Below are 16,064 nucleotides of genomic sequence, written 5' to 3'. Positions count from 1 at the left end.
GGGCACAGAGTTGTACACAAGACAAATTTTACTTGTTTAGAGTGTCACTCTGTGTCCTTTGTGGCGATAATAATTTTATTTTATGTATCTTTACAACATGGAATGGTTATACGATTTATTTTTTGAACAAACAGCCTTACAGGCAGTAATCATACTGTCCCTCATTATATCTACTGGCCTTGGACTAGGGAAATTACACATTTGTGGAATATCCTTAGGATTGACATTTGTTTTTTTCATGGGTATATTAGCCGGACATCTCGGATTTGCTATTGACCCACAGATGCTTACCTACGCTGAAAGCTTCGGACTTGTGTTATTTGTATATGCCCTAGGATTACAAGTCGGTCCTGGTTTTTTCAGTTCTTTACAACAAGGCGGATATAAGTTAAATATGTTAGGACTAGGGGTTATTTTATTGGGTACGATTATGGCTGTGGCACTGACAGCGATTACTCCTATATCTATGCCCGATATGGTAGGTATTTTATGTGGAGCTACAACCAACACTCCTGCTCTGGGTGCTGCACAACAAACACTAAAACAGTTAGGAGAATCAACAAGTGGAGCTGCACTGAGCTGTGCTGTAACATACCCGTTAGGTGTCGTTGGGGTTATTCTGGCTATTATTGTAGTAAAGAAGCTTTTCGTTCGGCCCGCTGATATGGAGCAGCATGAACACGAAGATCCCAATCATACATATATTGCAACTTTTCAAGTGCACAATCCAGCAATATACAATAAAAGCATCCAAGATTTAGTACATATAAGCACCATCAAATTTGTCATATCACGCTTGTGGAGAAACGGACAAGTATCTATCCCTACTTCTGAGAAAATATTAAAAGAACATGACCGGTTATTGGTCATCACAACAGAGAAAGATGTACAGGCTCTGACAATTCTGTTCGGAGAGCAAGAAAAAAAAGACTGGAACAAAGAAGACATTGACTGGAATGCCATCGACAGTGAATTGATCTCAAAGCATATTGTCATCTCCCGCCCGGAAATAAACGGAAAAAAACTTGGTTCACTACGCCTGAGAAATACCTATGGAATAAATATCAGCCGTGTATTACGTAGCGGAGTTCAACTACTGGCTACCCCCGAATTAGTATTACAGCTAGGTGACCGTCTAACTGTTGTCGGCGAAGCCGCTGCTATAAAAAATGTAGAGAAAGTATTGGGTAATACTGTAAAAACCTTAAAAGACCCCAACTTGGCTTCTATTTTCATTGGTATTGTTTTAGGATTGATTGTAGGATCCATCCCTATTGCAATTCCGGGAATCAGTTCTCCTGTAAAATTAGGACTTGCTGGAGGACCGATTATTGCAGGTATAGTGATAGGTTCATACGGACCTCGCCTACATTTGGTAACATATACTACCCGTAGTGCCAGCCTGATGCTTAGAGGAATCGGTCTGTCACTCTATCTGGCCTGCCTGGGACTTGACTCTGGAGTCCATTTCTTTGATACAGTAATGCGTCCCGAAGGAGCATTATGGATAGGCATAGGCTTTCTCATTACTTTTATTCCTGTAGTCATTATGGCACTGGTAGCCCTTCGTCTTTGTAAAATGGACTTTGGCAACACCTGTGGTATGCTATGTGGAAGTATGGCTAATCCAATGGCTCTGAATTATGCAAACGATATAATCCCGAATGATAATCCGGCAATCAGTTATGCAACCGTTTATCCTCTCGGTATGTTTATACGTGTAATCATTGCACAACTTATTTTAATGATATTCTTATAACTAACCATTCTAACCTAAATAAATAACATGAAAATCTATAAACAGATTACACTGGAAATGATACAGAAAGATATCCGCTACCTGGAACTTCTTTCACATAGCTTTCCTACAATCGCTTCGGCCAGTACCGAAATAATAAATCTGGAGGCAATCATGAATTTGCCTAAAGGTACAGAACACTTTTTAGCCGATTTACATGGAGAGTATGAGGCATTCCAGCATGTTTTAAGAAATGCTTCAGGAGCTATCAAACGGAAAGTCAACGAAATATTCGGAAATACATTACGCGAATCTGAAAAGAAGGAAATCTGTACACTGATTTACTATCCGGAACAAAAGCTACAATTAGTAAAAGATGTCGAAACCGATATTGTAGACTGGTATGTTATTACGTTAAATCAGCTGGTAAAAATCTGCCAGAATGTGTCATCCAAGTATACACGTTCCAAAGTACGTAAAGCATTGCCTGAAGAATTTTCATATATCATACAAGAATTACTGCATGAAAGCAGTATGGAACCCAATAAGCAAGCATATATCAATGTTATTATCAGTACTATTATCGACACACATCGAGCTGATGATTTCATTGTTGCAATGTGTAATCTGATACAACAGCTAACTATCGACTCCTTACATATTCTGGGAGATATATTCGACCGTGGTCCTGGTCCTCACATCATCATGGATACTCTCTGCAACTACCATAATTTTGACATTCAATGGGGTAATCATGACATATTGTGGATGGGAGCAGCTTCTGGAAACGACTGTAGTATAGCCAACGTATTACGACTTGCCATGCGTTATGGAAACCTTTCGGCTTTGGAAGATGGCTACGGTATCAACTTGCTTCCTCTGGCCACATTTGCCATGGAAACTTATGCCGATGATCCATGTAAATGCTTTACCCCAAAAATAGACAAGGCAGTAAGTCCATACAATGATAAAACCATCCGTCTGATTGCCCAAATGCATAAGGCCATCAGTATCATCCAGTTTAAACTGGAAGCAGAAATTATCCGCCGCCGTCCGGAATTTGAAATGGAAGACAGATTATTATTGCACCATATAGATTTCGAACGTAAGGTCATCACATTAGATGGACAAGAATACGCCCTGCGTGATGGTTTGTTCCCGACTATCGATCCGGCAGATCCTTATAAGCTAACCGACGAAGAAAGAGATATAATACAAAAATTACATCATTCATTCACCGGAAGTGAGAAGCTTCGTAAACATATGAAGTGTCTGTTCCGCTATGGCTGTATGTATAATGTATGCAACTCTAACCTACTGTTTCATGCCTCCATGCCTCTCAACGAAGACGGCTCTCTGAAAGAAGTAGACATTCTAGGGAAGAAATATAAAGGCAAAGCATTATTGAGCCGAGCAGGCGAATTAATACGCACAGCTTATTTTGCAGAAAACGACAACGAAGAAAAGGTCTTTGCTCTTGACTATGTATGGTATTTATGGTGTGGAAAAAATTCTCCAGCATTCGATAAAAGTAAAATGGCCACATTCGAACGCTATTTCCTAACTGACAAAGAAACGCATAAAGAAGTAAAAGGTTTCTATTATACATTACGAGATCGGGAAGATATATGCGATATGATTATGGATGAATTCGGTGTAGAAGGCGAACATCGCCACATCATCAACGGTCATGTACCTGTAAAAGCTGTAAAAGGAGAAAAACCGATTAAAGCCAACGGAAAACTGATGGTTATCGACGGAGGTTTTTCTAAAGCATATCAGCCAGAAACCGGTATTGCGGGATATACACTTGTTTATCACTCACGCGGTTTCCAACTAGTACAACACGAACCATTTACTTCCACTCAAAAAGCGATAGAAGAAGGGCTTGATATTAAATCAACAACTCAAATCGTGGAAATGAGCAGTAAACGTATGATGGTAAAAGACACCGATAAAGGGCGAGAATTAAGCATACAGATAAATGATCTGAAGAAATTGCTTGTTGCCTACCGGACTGGTACTATCAAAGAGAAATCATTATAGTAATTATATAGTGGCATTTTTTTATGCCACTATATAAAAAGAAAAATCCCGAAGTCAGAAAAACCAACTTCGGGATTTTTTATACTATCTTGTTTGTTACCGTATCAGGGAATATCACTGTTGGCTTAAAGGTTTTGGCCTCTTCAAAGTCCATTAGAGCATACGACATAATAATCACCACATCTCCTACTTGCACTTTACGCGCAGCAGCTCCATTCAGACAAATGCATCCTGACCCACGTTCGCCTTTTATGATATAGGTTTCAAAACGTTCACCATTATTGTTGTCCACAATCTGCACCTTCTCCCCGGCAATCATATTGGCAGCATCCATGATGTCTTCATCAATAGTGATGCTTCCCATATAATTCAAATTAGCTTCGGTTACGGTAACACAGTGAATTTTTGATTTCAACACTTCTATCATCATAGCCGTTACTCCTTATATTTAATATTATCTATCAAACGAACTTCTCCACAGAAAACAGTTATGCACCCTACGATATAACTGCCATCTTTCCAATCGCATACAGTCTGCAATGAATTGCCATCTACAATTTCAAAATATTCCAATCTTAATCCTTCTGCAGTAGAAATAGCAGATTCCACGAATGCTTTTGTTTCAGCCAATGTATGTGTCTGAGCATATTCTACACTCGCAAACAAAGTTTTTGAGATCTGTAAAGCCTGAATACGCTGTTCATCGCTTAAACGAGCATTGCGACTGCTTAGAGCCAGCCCGTCTGCTTCACGAACAATAGGACAACCTACAATTTCCAAATTGAAAGGATATTTGCGTACCATTTCACGAATAATAGCAAGCTGCTGAAAATCTTTTTCCCCAAAATAAGCACGCGTAGGCTCAACAATCAGGAAAAGCTTACTTACAATCTGGCATACTCCATTAAAATGACCAGGACGGAACTTTCCTTCCATTACTGTATCAAGTGGAGCATAACTAAACTGACGAGTATCCGGCTCCGGATAAATTTCTTCAACTGACGGTGCAAATACAAACGAAGCTCCACACTCCTCCAGTAATTTACAATCAGCATCTAAAGTACGAGGATATTTTAACAAATCATTCTTGTCGTTAAACTGAGTGGGATTCACAAAATCGCTCACTACAACAACGTCATTTTCAGCAACAGCACGTTTTACAAGCGAAGCGTGACCTGCATGCAAAGCTCCCATAGTAGGAACCAGTCCGATAGTCTTGCCCTCCTTACGAAGCGCATCTAACTCCGTACGAAGTTCTTGAATAGTTTGAATTAACTTCATTTTCTTTGATTATTAAACCTATAGTTTTCTAAAATCGGCTGCAAAGTAACCACATTTTTATCATATAATAAAACAGATTGATAAAAAAGAGTAAAGTTTTTTATTGGGCATTTACTTGCAAAATGAAATAGTTTCATTTGCAACACTCTATTTTACAAGACATTAACAAACTATAAGGAATAAATAACAAGAGGTATTTGCCTTTCTCGTCCATTTTTTTTATATCTTTGCAAAATGTTTATGAGCAACTATTAAAATAACATGAGCGCGAAAAAAGTATTATTCATTACACAAGAAATTACTCCCTACGTACCCGAAAGTGAATTATCTCTAATCGGTCAAAATCTACCACAAGCCATCCAGGACAAAGGTCGTGAAATCCGTACATTCATGCCTAAATGGGGCAATGTAAACGAACGTCGCAACCAATTACACGAAGTAATCCGTTTATCAGGAATGAACATCATTATCGATGATACAGACCATCCATTGATCATTAAAGTAGCTTCTATCCAAGCTGCAAGACGTCAGGTTTACTTTATTGACAACGATGATTACTTCCAGCACCGTTTGATGACAACCGACGAAGAGGGTAAAGAATATGAAGATAATGGCGAACGTGCTATTTTTTATGCCCGAGGCGTATTGGAAACCGTTAAAAAACTTCGCTGGTGTCCGGATATCATACATTGCCACGGATGGATGAGTGCTATTGTACCTCTATTCATAAAAAAAGCATATTACGACGAACCCTCGTTTAGAGATTCAAAAGTAATTTTCTCGGTTTACGGCAACGGATTCCAATCAAATTTGGTTCCTAACTTTAAAGACCAGATTTTATTTAGAGACATAACTTCTGACGACCTTAACATGATAGCAGACCCAGTAAACCATGATGAATTATGCAAACTGGCTATCACATACTCAGATGGAGTTATCCAAAACAGTGAAAATGTAAATCCGGCTATTATGGATTATGCACGTAGCCTTAATATTCCGGTAGTCGACTATCAACCCGAAGATACTTACGCTGATGCATGCAATGCATTGTACGATAAAGTATGGGAAGAAGCCGAATAACTCTCTTAATATACAACATCTTAATTTGAAACAATGAAACTCAAGTTCTTGGTAGCATTAGGAATTGCCGCCACACTCTACAGTTGTGATGACGAAACGACAGGAATCGGTCAGTTTGTGGCCGACAATGACATGATTCCGGCTAAAGCCGATTCGTATACAATTGAAACAAGATCTCATTTGTTAGATTCTGTTTATTCACGTTCTAGTACGGCTTATCTCGGTAAATTTACAGATCAGGATTATGGCACTTTCAGTTCTGATTTTCTAGTTCAGATAAACTGTCCTGAGAATTTTATATTGCCAGATAGAATTGAAGAAATTAAAGAAGCAACGCTGGGATTATACTACACGAGTTATTTTGGAGATTCTTTGGCAAACCTTCGTGTGCAGGTTGATCCGCTAACCAAGGTTATCAAAGACGACGGCACGGATAAAGCATTATATTATAGTAATATGGAACCGACAGATTATTACGATAAAAATGCTGCTCCGCTAGCCACAAAAGATTATTCAGCATACGACCGTACTATTCCTGATTCTATCAGAAATGAAGATACCTACTACCCCAATGTTTCTATTGGATTAGGAAAAGATTTCTGTAAAGACTTTCTTGAGAAATACAATTATACAGAAACTGTAAACGGAAAGACTATCCATCCCTATTTTAAGGATTCAGAGTCTTTCATCAATAATGTACTAAAAGGATTTTATGTACATACCACTAGCGGCGAAGGTTCTATTTTGTATATCTCTGATATCTACCTTCATCTGACCATAGCATATTGGACAAAAACCGATGAAAACAAAGACACCTTGGTACATACAATCGTTCCGATGTCATCTACCAAAGAAGTTTTCATGTCTACCCGTTTTCAAAACTCAGGCATGAAAGAACTGGTAAACGATACCAAATGTACATACCTTAAAACACCTGCCGGTCTTTGTACAGAAGTAACTCTTCCAATAGACTCAATGTATAAAATACACAAAAACGATACCTTGAATTCGATTTCTGTTTCATTTCAAAAACTGAAAGATCAAAGCAATACTCCTTTTAAAATGGGAACCCCCGGAACCTTGCTTATGGTAAGAAAAAGCGAAATGAAAGATTTCTTCGAAAACAACAAGGTACATGACAATAAAACAACATTCTTAGCAACGTATGATTCTAACTCTAACTCATACTCTTTTTCAAAGCTAAACCGCTTAATATCATATATATTCAGTGAAATAAGAACTGAAATTGAAAAGGGAGAGACGGAATGGAATAATTGGAAAAACGAGCATAAAGACTGGAACAAATTATTACTTGTACCTGTAACAACAGAAACAGACTCACAAGGTAACATCATCGGAGTAGAAAACGACCTGAATGTAAATTCTGCTATGCTAGTAGGTGGTGAAGACCTAAACAATTCATCCGATGAAAATCAACGAATTAAGATGAGTATCATTTACACAAATCCGGTACAAAAGTAAATTCAACTCGTTTGTCATATCAATAAATACCAGATAAAAATATCCTGAATGCTCTTGTTGTAAAAGCATTCAGGATATTTTTATGCCCAATATTCTCTCTTCTCTCTCCTCTTCCTTTCCAAAGATCTTCTTAAAAGGGATATCTCCTAACCTAAGAATAAACATGCTACAAATCAGCAAACTTATCTTATGCTGACAATATCAATAAATGAGTTTCTCAATCCTATCCCTTTACGATAATAATACAAGAACACCCAAAGACATCATTTTCAGAGGAGAATTTAAGCACTTAACATTCAAAGAAAGAAAACAAAACTTGCATACAACAAAAAAGCCGATCGGAAATCCGAGCGGCTTTTTTGTTGTATGGTTTTAATTAACTGATTAGCAGTTTACAGAAGCCATGTGAGCGATCAAATCCAATACTTTGTTAGAGTAACCGATTTCGTTGTCATACCAAGAAACAACTTTAACGAAAGTATCAGTCAAAGCGATACCAGCTTTAGCATCGAAGATAGAAGTGTGAGTGTCACCCAAGAAGTCAGAAGAAACAACTGCATCTTCAGTGTAACCCAGGATACCCTTCAATTCGCCTTCAGAAGCTTCCTTCATAGCAGCGCAGATTTCAGCGTAAGTAGCTGGTTTAGCCAAGTTAACAGTCAAGTCAACTACAGATACGTCCAAAGTCGGAACACGCATAGACATACCAGTCAATTTACCGTTCAATTCAGGAATAACTTTACCTACAGCTTTAGCAGCACCTGTTGAAGACGGGATGATGTTACCAGAAGCAGCACGACCACCTCTCCAGTCTTTCATAGAAGGACCGTCAACAGTTTTCTGAGTAGCAGTTGTAGAGTGAACTGTAGTCATCAAACCATCAGTGATACCCCATTTGTCGTTCAAAACCTTAGCGATAGGAGCCAAGCAGTTAGTAGTACAAGAAGCGTTAGAAACGAACTGAGTACCTTTAACGTAAGTCTTTTCGTTAACACCGCAAACGAACATTGGAGTGTCATCTTTAGAAGGAGCTGACATTACAACATATTTAGCACCAGCTTCCAAGTGAGCCTGAGCTTTTTCTTTAGTCAAGAACAAACCAGTAGATTCTACTACGTATTCAGCACCTACTTCGTTCCAAGCCAATTCTTTAGGATCTTTGCAAGCTGTTACACGGATTTCTTTACCGTTAACGATCAATTTGCTGTTTTCAACATCTGCTTCGATAGTTCCGTTGAACTGACCGTGCATAGTATCATATTTCAACATGTAAGCCAAGTAATCTACTGGGCACAAGTCGTTAATACCTACGATCTGGATATCGTTTCTGTTCTGAGCTGCGCGGAATACGAAACGACCGATACGACCGAAACCGTTAATACCTACTTTAATCATTTTGTTTAAATTTTAAAGGTTTTATAATACAATTTTAAAACACTCGCTTTTTCAAAATCAATCACTGGAAATTTCAGAATCATATCATCCGTTCTTTCCCGATTGCGTTGCAAAAATAAGAATTTCTTTTTGAACTTAGGCACGAAAAGTATTAAAATTAAGAAAAAATCAAGACGTTTTTTCAGCAAATTTCCTTGATACCTCAGTAAGAAAGGATGTTTTATAGCATTTTGCAATCCATAGTTTACACGTTGCTTGAATTTCATCCAGCAAAACCTTCTACACAATGCCTCCCAAAAACATACGTTACAAAGTTTTTGATACATTTATTTCTTTTTAGGAAAAGACAAAAGCCCTCTCTACATGTTCTCTAACCAGGCTTTTTTCTACACCTTATTTATATTATGCCAAGAAGAAATTATCCATCTACATACTTCATATCCTCATTTCCGTAATATTTTGTAGCAAAAATGCCTGCCTCTGGATATTTCAACTAAAAGTTCTCGATATCTCTAAAAATTTTGTACAAAGGTTTTCTACTTTCGTACAAAAAATAAAAAAATATCGAGATGTTTTTCATAAAACATGCCCAGGTTTTTTGCAAAGCACTTGTAGTATTTATAAAAAAATATGAGTATCTTTGCACACATAGAAAATCTTACAGATAGAATAAATATATGCAGGAAAAAATTATTATTCTCGACTTTGGCTCACAAACCACGCAGCTTATCGGCCGCCGTGTACGCGAGCTGAACATGTATTGCGAGATTGTTCCCTACAACAAGTTTCCACACAATGACCCGTCGGTTATCGGAGTTATCCTGTCAGGAAGCCCATTCTCTGTTTATGATGAAAAGGCTTTCAAGGTTGATCTGACTGATATCCGAGGCAAATATCCTATTTTAGGTATTTGCTATGGTGCACAGTTTATGGCTTATACCAACGGTGGAAAGGTAGAACCTGCCAATACTCGTGAGTATGGCCGTGCACACTTGGCAACGTTCGATCATGAGAATCCCTTGTTGAAAGGTATCCGTGAACACTCTCAGGTATGGATGAGTCACGGAGATACAATCACAGCTATCCCTGAAAATTTCGAAATCATCGCTTCTACCGACAAAGTTGCTGTAGCAGCTTATCAGGCTAAAGGAGAAAAACTTTGGGGTGTGCAATTCCATCCGGAAGTATTCCACAGCGAAGATGGTACTCAACTGCTGAAAAACTTCGTGGTTAACATCTGCGGCGGAAAGCAAGACTGGAGTGCTGCATCATTTATCGAAACAACCGTAGCCGAATTGAAACAGCAATTGGGCAACGACAAGGTTGTACTCGGTCTGAGTGGCGGTGTCGACTCATCAGTAGCAGCCGTATTGCTGAACAAAGCGATCGGTAAAAACCTGACCTGTATTTTTGTAGACCATGGTATGTTGCGTAAGAATGAGTTCAAGAATGTTCTTCATGATTACGAATGTCTTGGTCTGAACGTTATCGGTGTAGATGCAAGCGAAAAATTCTTCAGTGAACTGGCAGGCGTAACCGAACCGGAACGCAAGCGCAAGATTATCGGTAAGGGCTTTATCGATGTGTTCGATGAAGAAGCTCACAAGATAAAAGATGTAAAATGGCTGGCTCAGGGAACTATCTATCCTGACTGCATCGAATCTCTGTCAATTACAGGTACTGTAATCAAGAGTCACCACAACGTAGGTGGTTTGCCAGAAAAAATGAACCTGAAACTATGCGAACCTCTTCGCCTGCTGTTCAAAGACGAAGTTCGTCGTGTAGGTCGTGAATTAGGCATGCCAGAGCATCTTATCACTCGTCATCCGTTCCCGGGACCGGGACTTGCCGTACGTATCCTCGGTGATATTACACGCGAAAAAGTACGTATCCTGCAAGACGCCGATGATATCTTTATCCAAGGTTTGCGCGATTGGAAAGTAAAAGATGCAAACGGCAATGAAACAGCTCTTTACCATCAAGTATGGCAAGCTGGTGTTATCCTGCTTCCAGTACAAAGCGTTGGTGTAATGGGTGATGAACGTACTTACGAACGTGCCGTTGCATTGCGCGCTGTCACAAGCACTGATGCCATGACTGCCGACTGGGCTCACCTGCCTTACGAATTTATGGCAAAAGTGTCAAATGACATCATCAACAAGGTAAAAGGCGTAAACCGCGTTTGCTACGATATTTCTTCAAAGCCACCCGCCACAATCGAGTGGGAATAAAAGAATAATATCCCAGTCCAAGCACAGATTACACGAGTTCCTTTCAGGTAAAAACATCTGATAAATTCGTGAAATCTGTGCTTTATTTTTCACCTTATTTTAGTATCCAGAAACAAAAGAAACATCATGTACACAAAATATATGGCATATCTTCTGTCGGGACTACTCTTGAGTACCCAGACAAGTCCCTGTATGGCAATAACAGATGAGCCAAAAGCATCGACAAACATACAAAAGAGTCAATGGAAAGGAAAAAGAGTCGCCTTCCTGGGTGATTCCATCACCGATAAAAAGCATGTAGGAACCACCAAAAATTATTGGCAATATCTGGCAGAAATGCTGGGGATCGAACCTCTGGTTTATGGTATCAATGGCAATCAATGGAACGGTGTATTGAAACAAGCACAGAGGCTGAAAGCAGAAATCGGAAATGAAGTAGATGCCATTATCATCTTTGCCGGGACAAACGATTATAATGCCGGAGTTCCCTTAGGAGAATGGTATACGTTCAGCTACGAAGAAACAACTATAAAAGGTGGAGGAAAAGAAGTACGCAAGAGAAGAAATACCGATCTGAACAGCAATACATTCCGTGGTAGAATCAATGAAGCCCTCAGTTACCTGAAACAAAACTTTCCCGACAAACAAATTATTTTAATGACTCCAATACACCGGGCTCAAGCACGTTTCAGCAATGAAAACATTCAGCCAGAGGAAGCCTTTCCCAATAAACTAGGATTATACGTAGACGAGTATGTAAACGTCATAAAGGAAGCCGGAAACGTATGGGCTGTTCCAGTAATAGATTTAAACAGCATCAGCGGATTATATCCAATGTTTGACACCCATGCCCAATATTTCCACGATGAAGTGACTGACCGCCTTCACCCTAATGCAAAAGGACACTACCGTATGGCAAAAGCTATCATGTATCAACTACTGGTCTACCCTGCCGATTTTGAATAAAGGACATACAGCTTATAATACAGACGGGCTCATGCAAACCGCTTTCTTTGTAAAGCATACTGCATGAGCCCGTAATATTTTTCAACAGAAGAATGATCAGAAAGGCAAATCATCTTTCTCATCCGATGCAGCAAAGTCAACCGGAGCAGCCGGTGCAGCATTCATCGGAGGGAAAGGAGCATCCATAGGCGGCATCTGCTGAGCAGCAGAAACGCGTTCTACCTTCCAGGCACGGATACTATTAAACCAACGTCCCTGCCATTCACGAGCATCTATATCAAAAAAGACATTCAATTCTTCACCTACCTGAATATTAAACTGCTGTATCTTGTCTGCCCCAAACACATCAAAGCACATCCGACGAGGATACTGGTCGTGAGTTTCGATGACATATTCCTGTACCTTCCATTCATTACCACTCTTAGAAACACCACCTCTGGGTTCAAGAACTGCTATAACTTTTCCTGCTAATTCCATATTTTAAGTTTTTAAATCGGTCACGAAATTACGCTTTTCCGAAGAAGAAAACTAATTTTTACCCTCTTTTTTGCAATGCATCTACAATCTTTTCGTAACTTTGGCAAGATTAACAGCACACTGCAAAGTGCTTTATTATCCGGACAAAAACATTCGTCCGAAAGACATATTTTGATATAATTTAGAAAATAATTAATATACGAAAGACCATGAAATTTATTGTTTCAAGTACAGCCTTATTCAGCCACTTACAGGCTATCAGTCGTGTTATCAACTCAAAAAACTCATTACCGATATTAGATTGTTTTCTTCTGGAATTACAAGACGGGACACTGTCGATGACTGCTTCCGACAATGAAACCACATTGTCTACTTCCATCGAAGTGAACGAGTTCGATGGCGACGGCCATCTTGCCGTTTCATCAAAAACGCTACTGGAAGCTCTGAAAGAAATTCCTGAACAACCATTGAGTTTCCAAATTAACCCAAGCAATTTGGAAATCACTGTACAATACCAAAACGGTAAATATAGTTTAATGGGACAGAATGCAGACGAATATCCGCAAACACAGGAACTGGGCAGTAATGCCGTACAAGTCAACATTCCTGCTGATGTCCTCATGGGTGGAGTAAACCGCAGCATCTTTGCAACAGCCGACGACGAATTGCGTCCGGTAATGAATGGTATCTATTTTGATATAACTCCGGAAGACATTACTTTGGTAGCTTCTGACGGTCATAAACTAGTTCGCTGCAAAACATTTGCTGCGCATAGTGATGAAAAAGCTGCATTCATTTTGCCTAAGAAGCCTGCAAACCTACTTAAGAACCTGTTGCCGAAAGAGCAAGGTGATGTACAAATCGGTTTCGACGACCGCAACGCTTCATTCACGTTAGAAAATTACCGCATGGTCTGCCGTCTGATCGAAGGACGTTACCCTAATTACAATTCGGTAATTCCTCAAAACAATCCACATAAAGCAACCATCGACCGTGCTGCATTTATCAGCGCATTACGTCGTGTTTCTGTATTTTCTTCTCAGGCCAGCAGTCTTATCAAACTGAGTCTGTCTGAAAATCAGATGAAAATCTCAGCACAAGACATCGACTTCTCTACCTCTGCAGAGGAAACAATCATCTGCCAGTATGAAGGCAATGCTATGAGTATCGGATTCAAGTCATCATTCCTGATTGACATCCTGAACAATCTTTCTGCACAAAATGTAGTTATCGAACTGGCAGATCCGTCGCGTGCAGGAGTCATCGTACCGGAAGAACAGGAAGAAAATGAAGATATCCTGATGCTGCTGATGCCGATGATGCTGAACGACTGATAAAAAACTAACTTCAGAGCTATTTAAAGCTTAAACAAAAATATTGTATATGAAACTGAATTTAAAGAACCCGTTGGTTTTCTTCGATCTGGAAACGACGGGAACGAACATAAATACAGACCGTATAGTCGAAATTTGCTACCTGAAAGTATATCCTAACGGAAACGAGGAAAGCAAAACAATGCGTGTCAATCCGGAGATGCATATACCGGAAGCTTCTACTGCCATCCACGGTATTCACGACGAAGATGTTGCCGACTGTCCGACATTTAAGGAAATAGCTAAAGACATTGCTCGCGACCTGGAAGGAGCAGATATTGCCGGATTTAATTCCAACCGTTTCGACGTACCGGTGCTTGTCGAAGAATTTTTGCGTGCAGGTATAGACATTGACCTTACCAAACGTAAATTTATTGATGTACAGGTTATTTATCACAAGTTGGAACAGCGCACTTTATCAGCAGCATATAAATTTTATTGCGGAAAGAATCTGGAAGATGCCCATACCGCTGAAGCAGACACACGTGCAACTTATGAGGTGCTGAAGGCCCAGCTTGATCATTATCCGGACGTATTGGAAAATGATATCAAATTCCTGTCCGAATATTCTACTTATAGTAAGAATGTAGATTTTGCAGGACGTATTGTATTTGATGACAACGGTGTAGAAGTGTTCAATTTCGGTAAATACAAAGGAATCTCTGTAGCAGAGGTATTACAGCGTGATCCGGGATACTATGGCTGGATATTAAACGGAGACTTTACACTGAATACAAAGAATGTATTGACAAAAATCAGATTGCGCGAAAGCGGATTGGTGAAATAAGTATAATGAAAGGGAAAAAAATAGTATTAGGTATTACAGGCAGTATTGCAGCCTACAAAGCTGCGGTACTGACACGCTTGTTGATAAAGAAAGGCGCAGAAGTACAAATCGTCATCACCCCGGCCGGAAAAGAATTTATTACTCCTATTACACTATCGGCACTGACCAGCAAACCTGTTATCAGTGAATTCTTTTCACAACGCGACGGAACATGGCACAGTCACGTCGACTTAGGACTGTGGGCTGACGCAATGGTCATAGCTCCTGCCACAGCTTCCACCATTGGTAAGATGGCACATGGTATTGCAGACAATATGCTGGTCACAACTTACCTCTCGATGAAAGCCCCGGTATTCGTTGCTCCGGCAATGGACCTGGATATGTTTGCGCATCCCTCTACTCAACATAATCTGGATATCCTCCGTTCATACGGAAACCATATCATCGAACCGGCTTCGGGCGAACTGGCCAGCCATCTGGTTGGTAAAGGAAGAATGGAAGAACCTGAAAAAATAGTAGAAGCACTGGAAAACTTTTTTGCCAAACAAGAAGATTTGAAGGGCAAAAAAGTAATGATAACAGCCGGTCCTACTTACGAAAAAATAGATCCGGTACGTTTCATCGGCAACTACTCTTCCGGAAAGATGGGTTATGCACTGGCAGAAGTTTGTGCTGAACGTGGTGCGGAAGTGACACTAATCAGTGGTCCTGTAAACCTGAATGTATCTCATCCTAACATTCACCGCATAGATGTAGAAAGTGCAGAGCAAATGTATCAAGCAGCCAAAGAAGCATATGCTCAGGCAGATGCAGGTATCCTCTGTGCTGCCGTTGCCGACTTTACTCCGGAACAAACTGCCGATCATAAAATAAAGCGTGAGAAAGACGATCTGGTATTACGTCTGAAGCCAACTCAGGATATAGCTGCTGCACTTGGAAAAGAGAAAAAGCCACATCAGCTCTTGGTCGGGTTCGCATTAGAAACTAATGACGAGATTCTGCACGCCCAAGATAAGCTCGTACGGAAAAATTTTGACTTCATCGTACTCAACTCCTTGAACGATAAAGGTGCCGGTTTCCGTTGCGATACCAATAAAATTACCATCATCGAACGACAAGGAGAAACTCCTTATCCACTAAAAGGGAAAAAGGAAGTAGCTGAAGATATTATTGACAAACTTGCCTCTATACTTCACTAAGCTCACCGA

14 protein-coding genes are annotated in these 16,064 nt (G+C 39.8%); 9 read left to right on the top strand and 5 right to left on the bottom strand.

The genetic code is table 11. The features are described from left to right. Positions 1-97 precede the first annotated feature (97 nt). A complete protein-coding gene (locus ACDG22_RS08885) occupies positions 98-1,759 on the top strand; it encodes a putative transporter (protein WP_040311985.1) in 1,662 nt (553 codons plus the stop codon). 27 nt (positions 1,760-1,786) lie between these two features. Continuing rightward, positions 1,787-3,784 (top strand): fructose-1,6-bisphosphatase, encoded by a 1,998-nt coding sequence (locus tag ACDG22_RS08880; protein WP_270230188.1) that lies wholly within the window; start codon positions 1,787-1,789, stop codon positions 3,782-3,784. Positions 3,785-3,863: 79 nt separating this feature from the next. Here ACDG22_RS08880 and panD read toward each other — a convergent pair whose 3' ends face one another. Further along, a complete protein-coding gene (gene panD / locus ACDG22_RS08875; RefSeq protein ID WP_007568563.1) occupies positions 3,864-4,214 on the bottom strand; it encodes an aspartate 1-decarboxylase in 351 nt (116 codons plus the stop codon). Positions 4,215-4,219: 5 nt separating this feature from the next. Beyond that, positions 4,220-5,065, bottom strand: a complete 846-nt coding sequence (gene panC, locus ACDG22_RS08870) for a pantoate--beta-alanine ligase (RefSeq protein ID WP_007568562.1) — start codon at positions 5,063-5,065, stop codon at positions 4,220-4,222. A gap of 261 nt (positions 5,066-5,326) precedes the next feature. Between panC and ACDG22_RS08865 the strand changes: the two genes are divergently transcribed. Together ACDG22_RS08865 and ACDG22_RS08860 are read left to right on the top strand one after the other, a co-directional pair. Then, positions 5,327-6,145 carry a glycogen/starch synthase gene (locus tag ACDG22_RS08865; protein WP_007568561.1) on the top strand — a complete coding sequence of 273 codons (819 nt, stop codon included), beginning with the start codon at positions 5,327-5,329 and terminating at the stop codon, positions 6,143-6,145. 33 nt (positions 6,146-6,178) lie between these two features. Beyond that, positions 6,179-7,627, top strand: a complete 1,449-nt coding sequence (locus tag ACDG22_RS08860) for a DUF4270 domain-containing protein (protein ID WP_270230187.1) — start codon at positions 6,179-6,181, stop codon at positions 7,625-7,627. Between the two features lie 384 nt (positions 7,628-8,011). Here the strand turns inward: ACDG22_RS08860 and gap are convergent, their stop codons facing one another. Continuing rightward, complete coding sequence (gene gap, locus ACDG22_RS08855; RefSeq protein WP_007568559.1) at positions 8,012-9,022, bottom strand: type I glyceraldehyde-3-phosphate dehydrogenase; 1,011 nt, start codon at positions 9,020-9,022, stop codon at positions 8,012-8,014. Between the two features lie 5 nt (positions 9,023-9,027). Continuing rightward, positions 9,028-9,288 (bottom strand): hypothetical protein, encoded by a 261-nt coding sequence (locus tag ACDG22_RS08850; protein WP_270212972.1) that lies wholly within the window; start codon positions 9,286-9,288, stop codon positions 9,028-9,030. Positions 9,289-9,699: 411 nt separating this feature from the next. Here ACDG22_RS08850 and guaA point away from each other — a divergent pair, with 411 nt between their 5' ends. Both guaA and ACDG22_RS08840 read left to right on the top strand, forming a co-directional pair. Further along, entirely contained in the window at positions 9,700-11,253 is a 1,554-nt protein-coding gene (gene guaA / locus ACDG22_RS08845) for a glutamine-hydrolyzing GMP synthase (protein ID WP_270230186.1), read from the top strand. Between the two features lie 192 nt (positions 11,254-11,445). Further along, positions 11,446-12,219 (top strand): SGNH/GDSL hydrolase family protein, encoded by a 774-nt coding sequence (locus ACDG22_RS08840; protein WP_007568554.1) that lies wholly within the window; start codon positions 11,446-11,448, stop codon positions 12,217-12,219. Between the two features lie 96 nt (positions 12,220-12,315). Here ACDG22_RS08840 and ACDG22_RS08835 read toward each other — a convergent pair whose 3' ends face one another. Continuing rightward, a complete protein-coding gene (locus ACDG22_RS08835) occupies positions 12,316-12,696 on the bottom strand; it encodes a DUF3127 domain-containing protein (protein WP_007568552.1) in 381 nt (126 codons plus the stop codon). Positions 12,697-12,905: 209 nt separating this feature from the next. On the opposite strand from ACDG22_RS08835, the gene dnaN reads away from it, so the two are divergent. From dnaN to coaBC, 3 genes are read left to right on the top strand one after another with little or no spacing between them, the layout of a single operon-like run. Next, positions 12,906-14,030, top strand: coding sequence for a DNA polymerase III subunit beta (gene dnaN / locus ACDG22_RS08830; protein ID WP_007568550.1), 1,125 nt, complete (start codon positions 12,906-12,908; stop codon positions 14,028-14,030). A gap of 49 nt (positions 14,031-14,079) precedes the next feature. Next, positions 14,080-14,856, top strand: coding sequence for a 3'-5' exonuclease (locus ACDG22_RS08825; protein ID WP_007568548.1), 777 nt, complete (start codon positions 14,080-14,082; stop codon positions 14,854-14,856). A gap of 5 nt (positions 14,857-14,861) precedes the next feature. Then, entirely contained in the window at positions 14,862-16,055 is a 1,194-nt protein-coding gene (gene coaBC, locus ACDG22_RS08820) for a bifunctional phosphopantothenoylcysteine decarboxylase/phosphopantothenate--cysteine ligase CoaBC (protein WP_007568546.1), read from the top strand. The last annotated feature ends 9 nt before the right edge of the window (positions 16,056-16,064 follow it).

The sequence above is a fragment of the Phocaeicola coprocola genome, from assembly GCF_041333015.1.
In the GTDB taxonomy this organism is placed as follows: domain Bacteria; phylum Bacteroidota; class Bacteroidia; order Bacteroidales; family Bacteroidaceae; genus Phocaeicola; species Phocaeicola coprocola.
The sequence above is the reverse complement of the archived record's forward strand: the minus strand, read 5'-3'. Positions and strand labels throughout refer to the sequence as shown.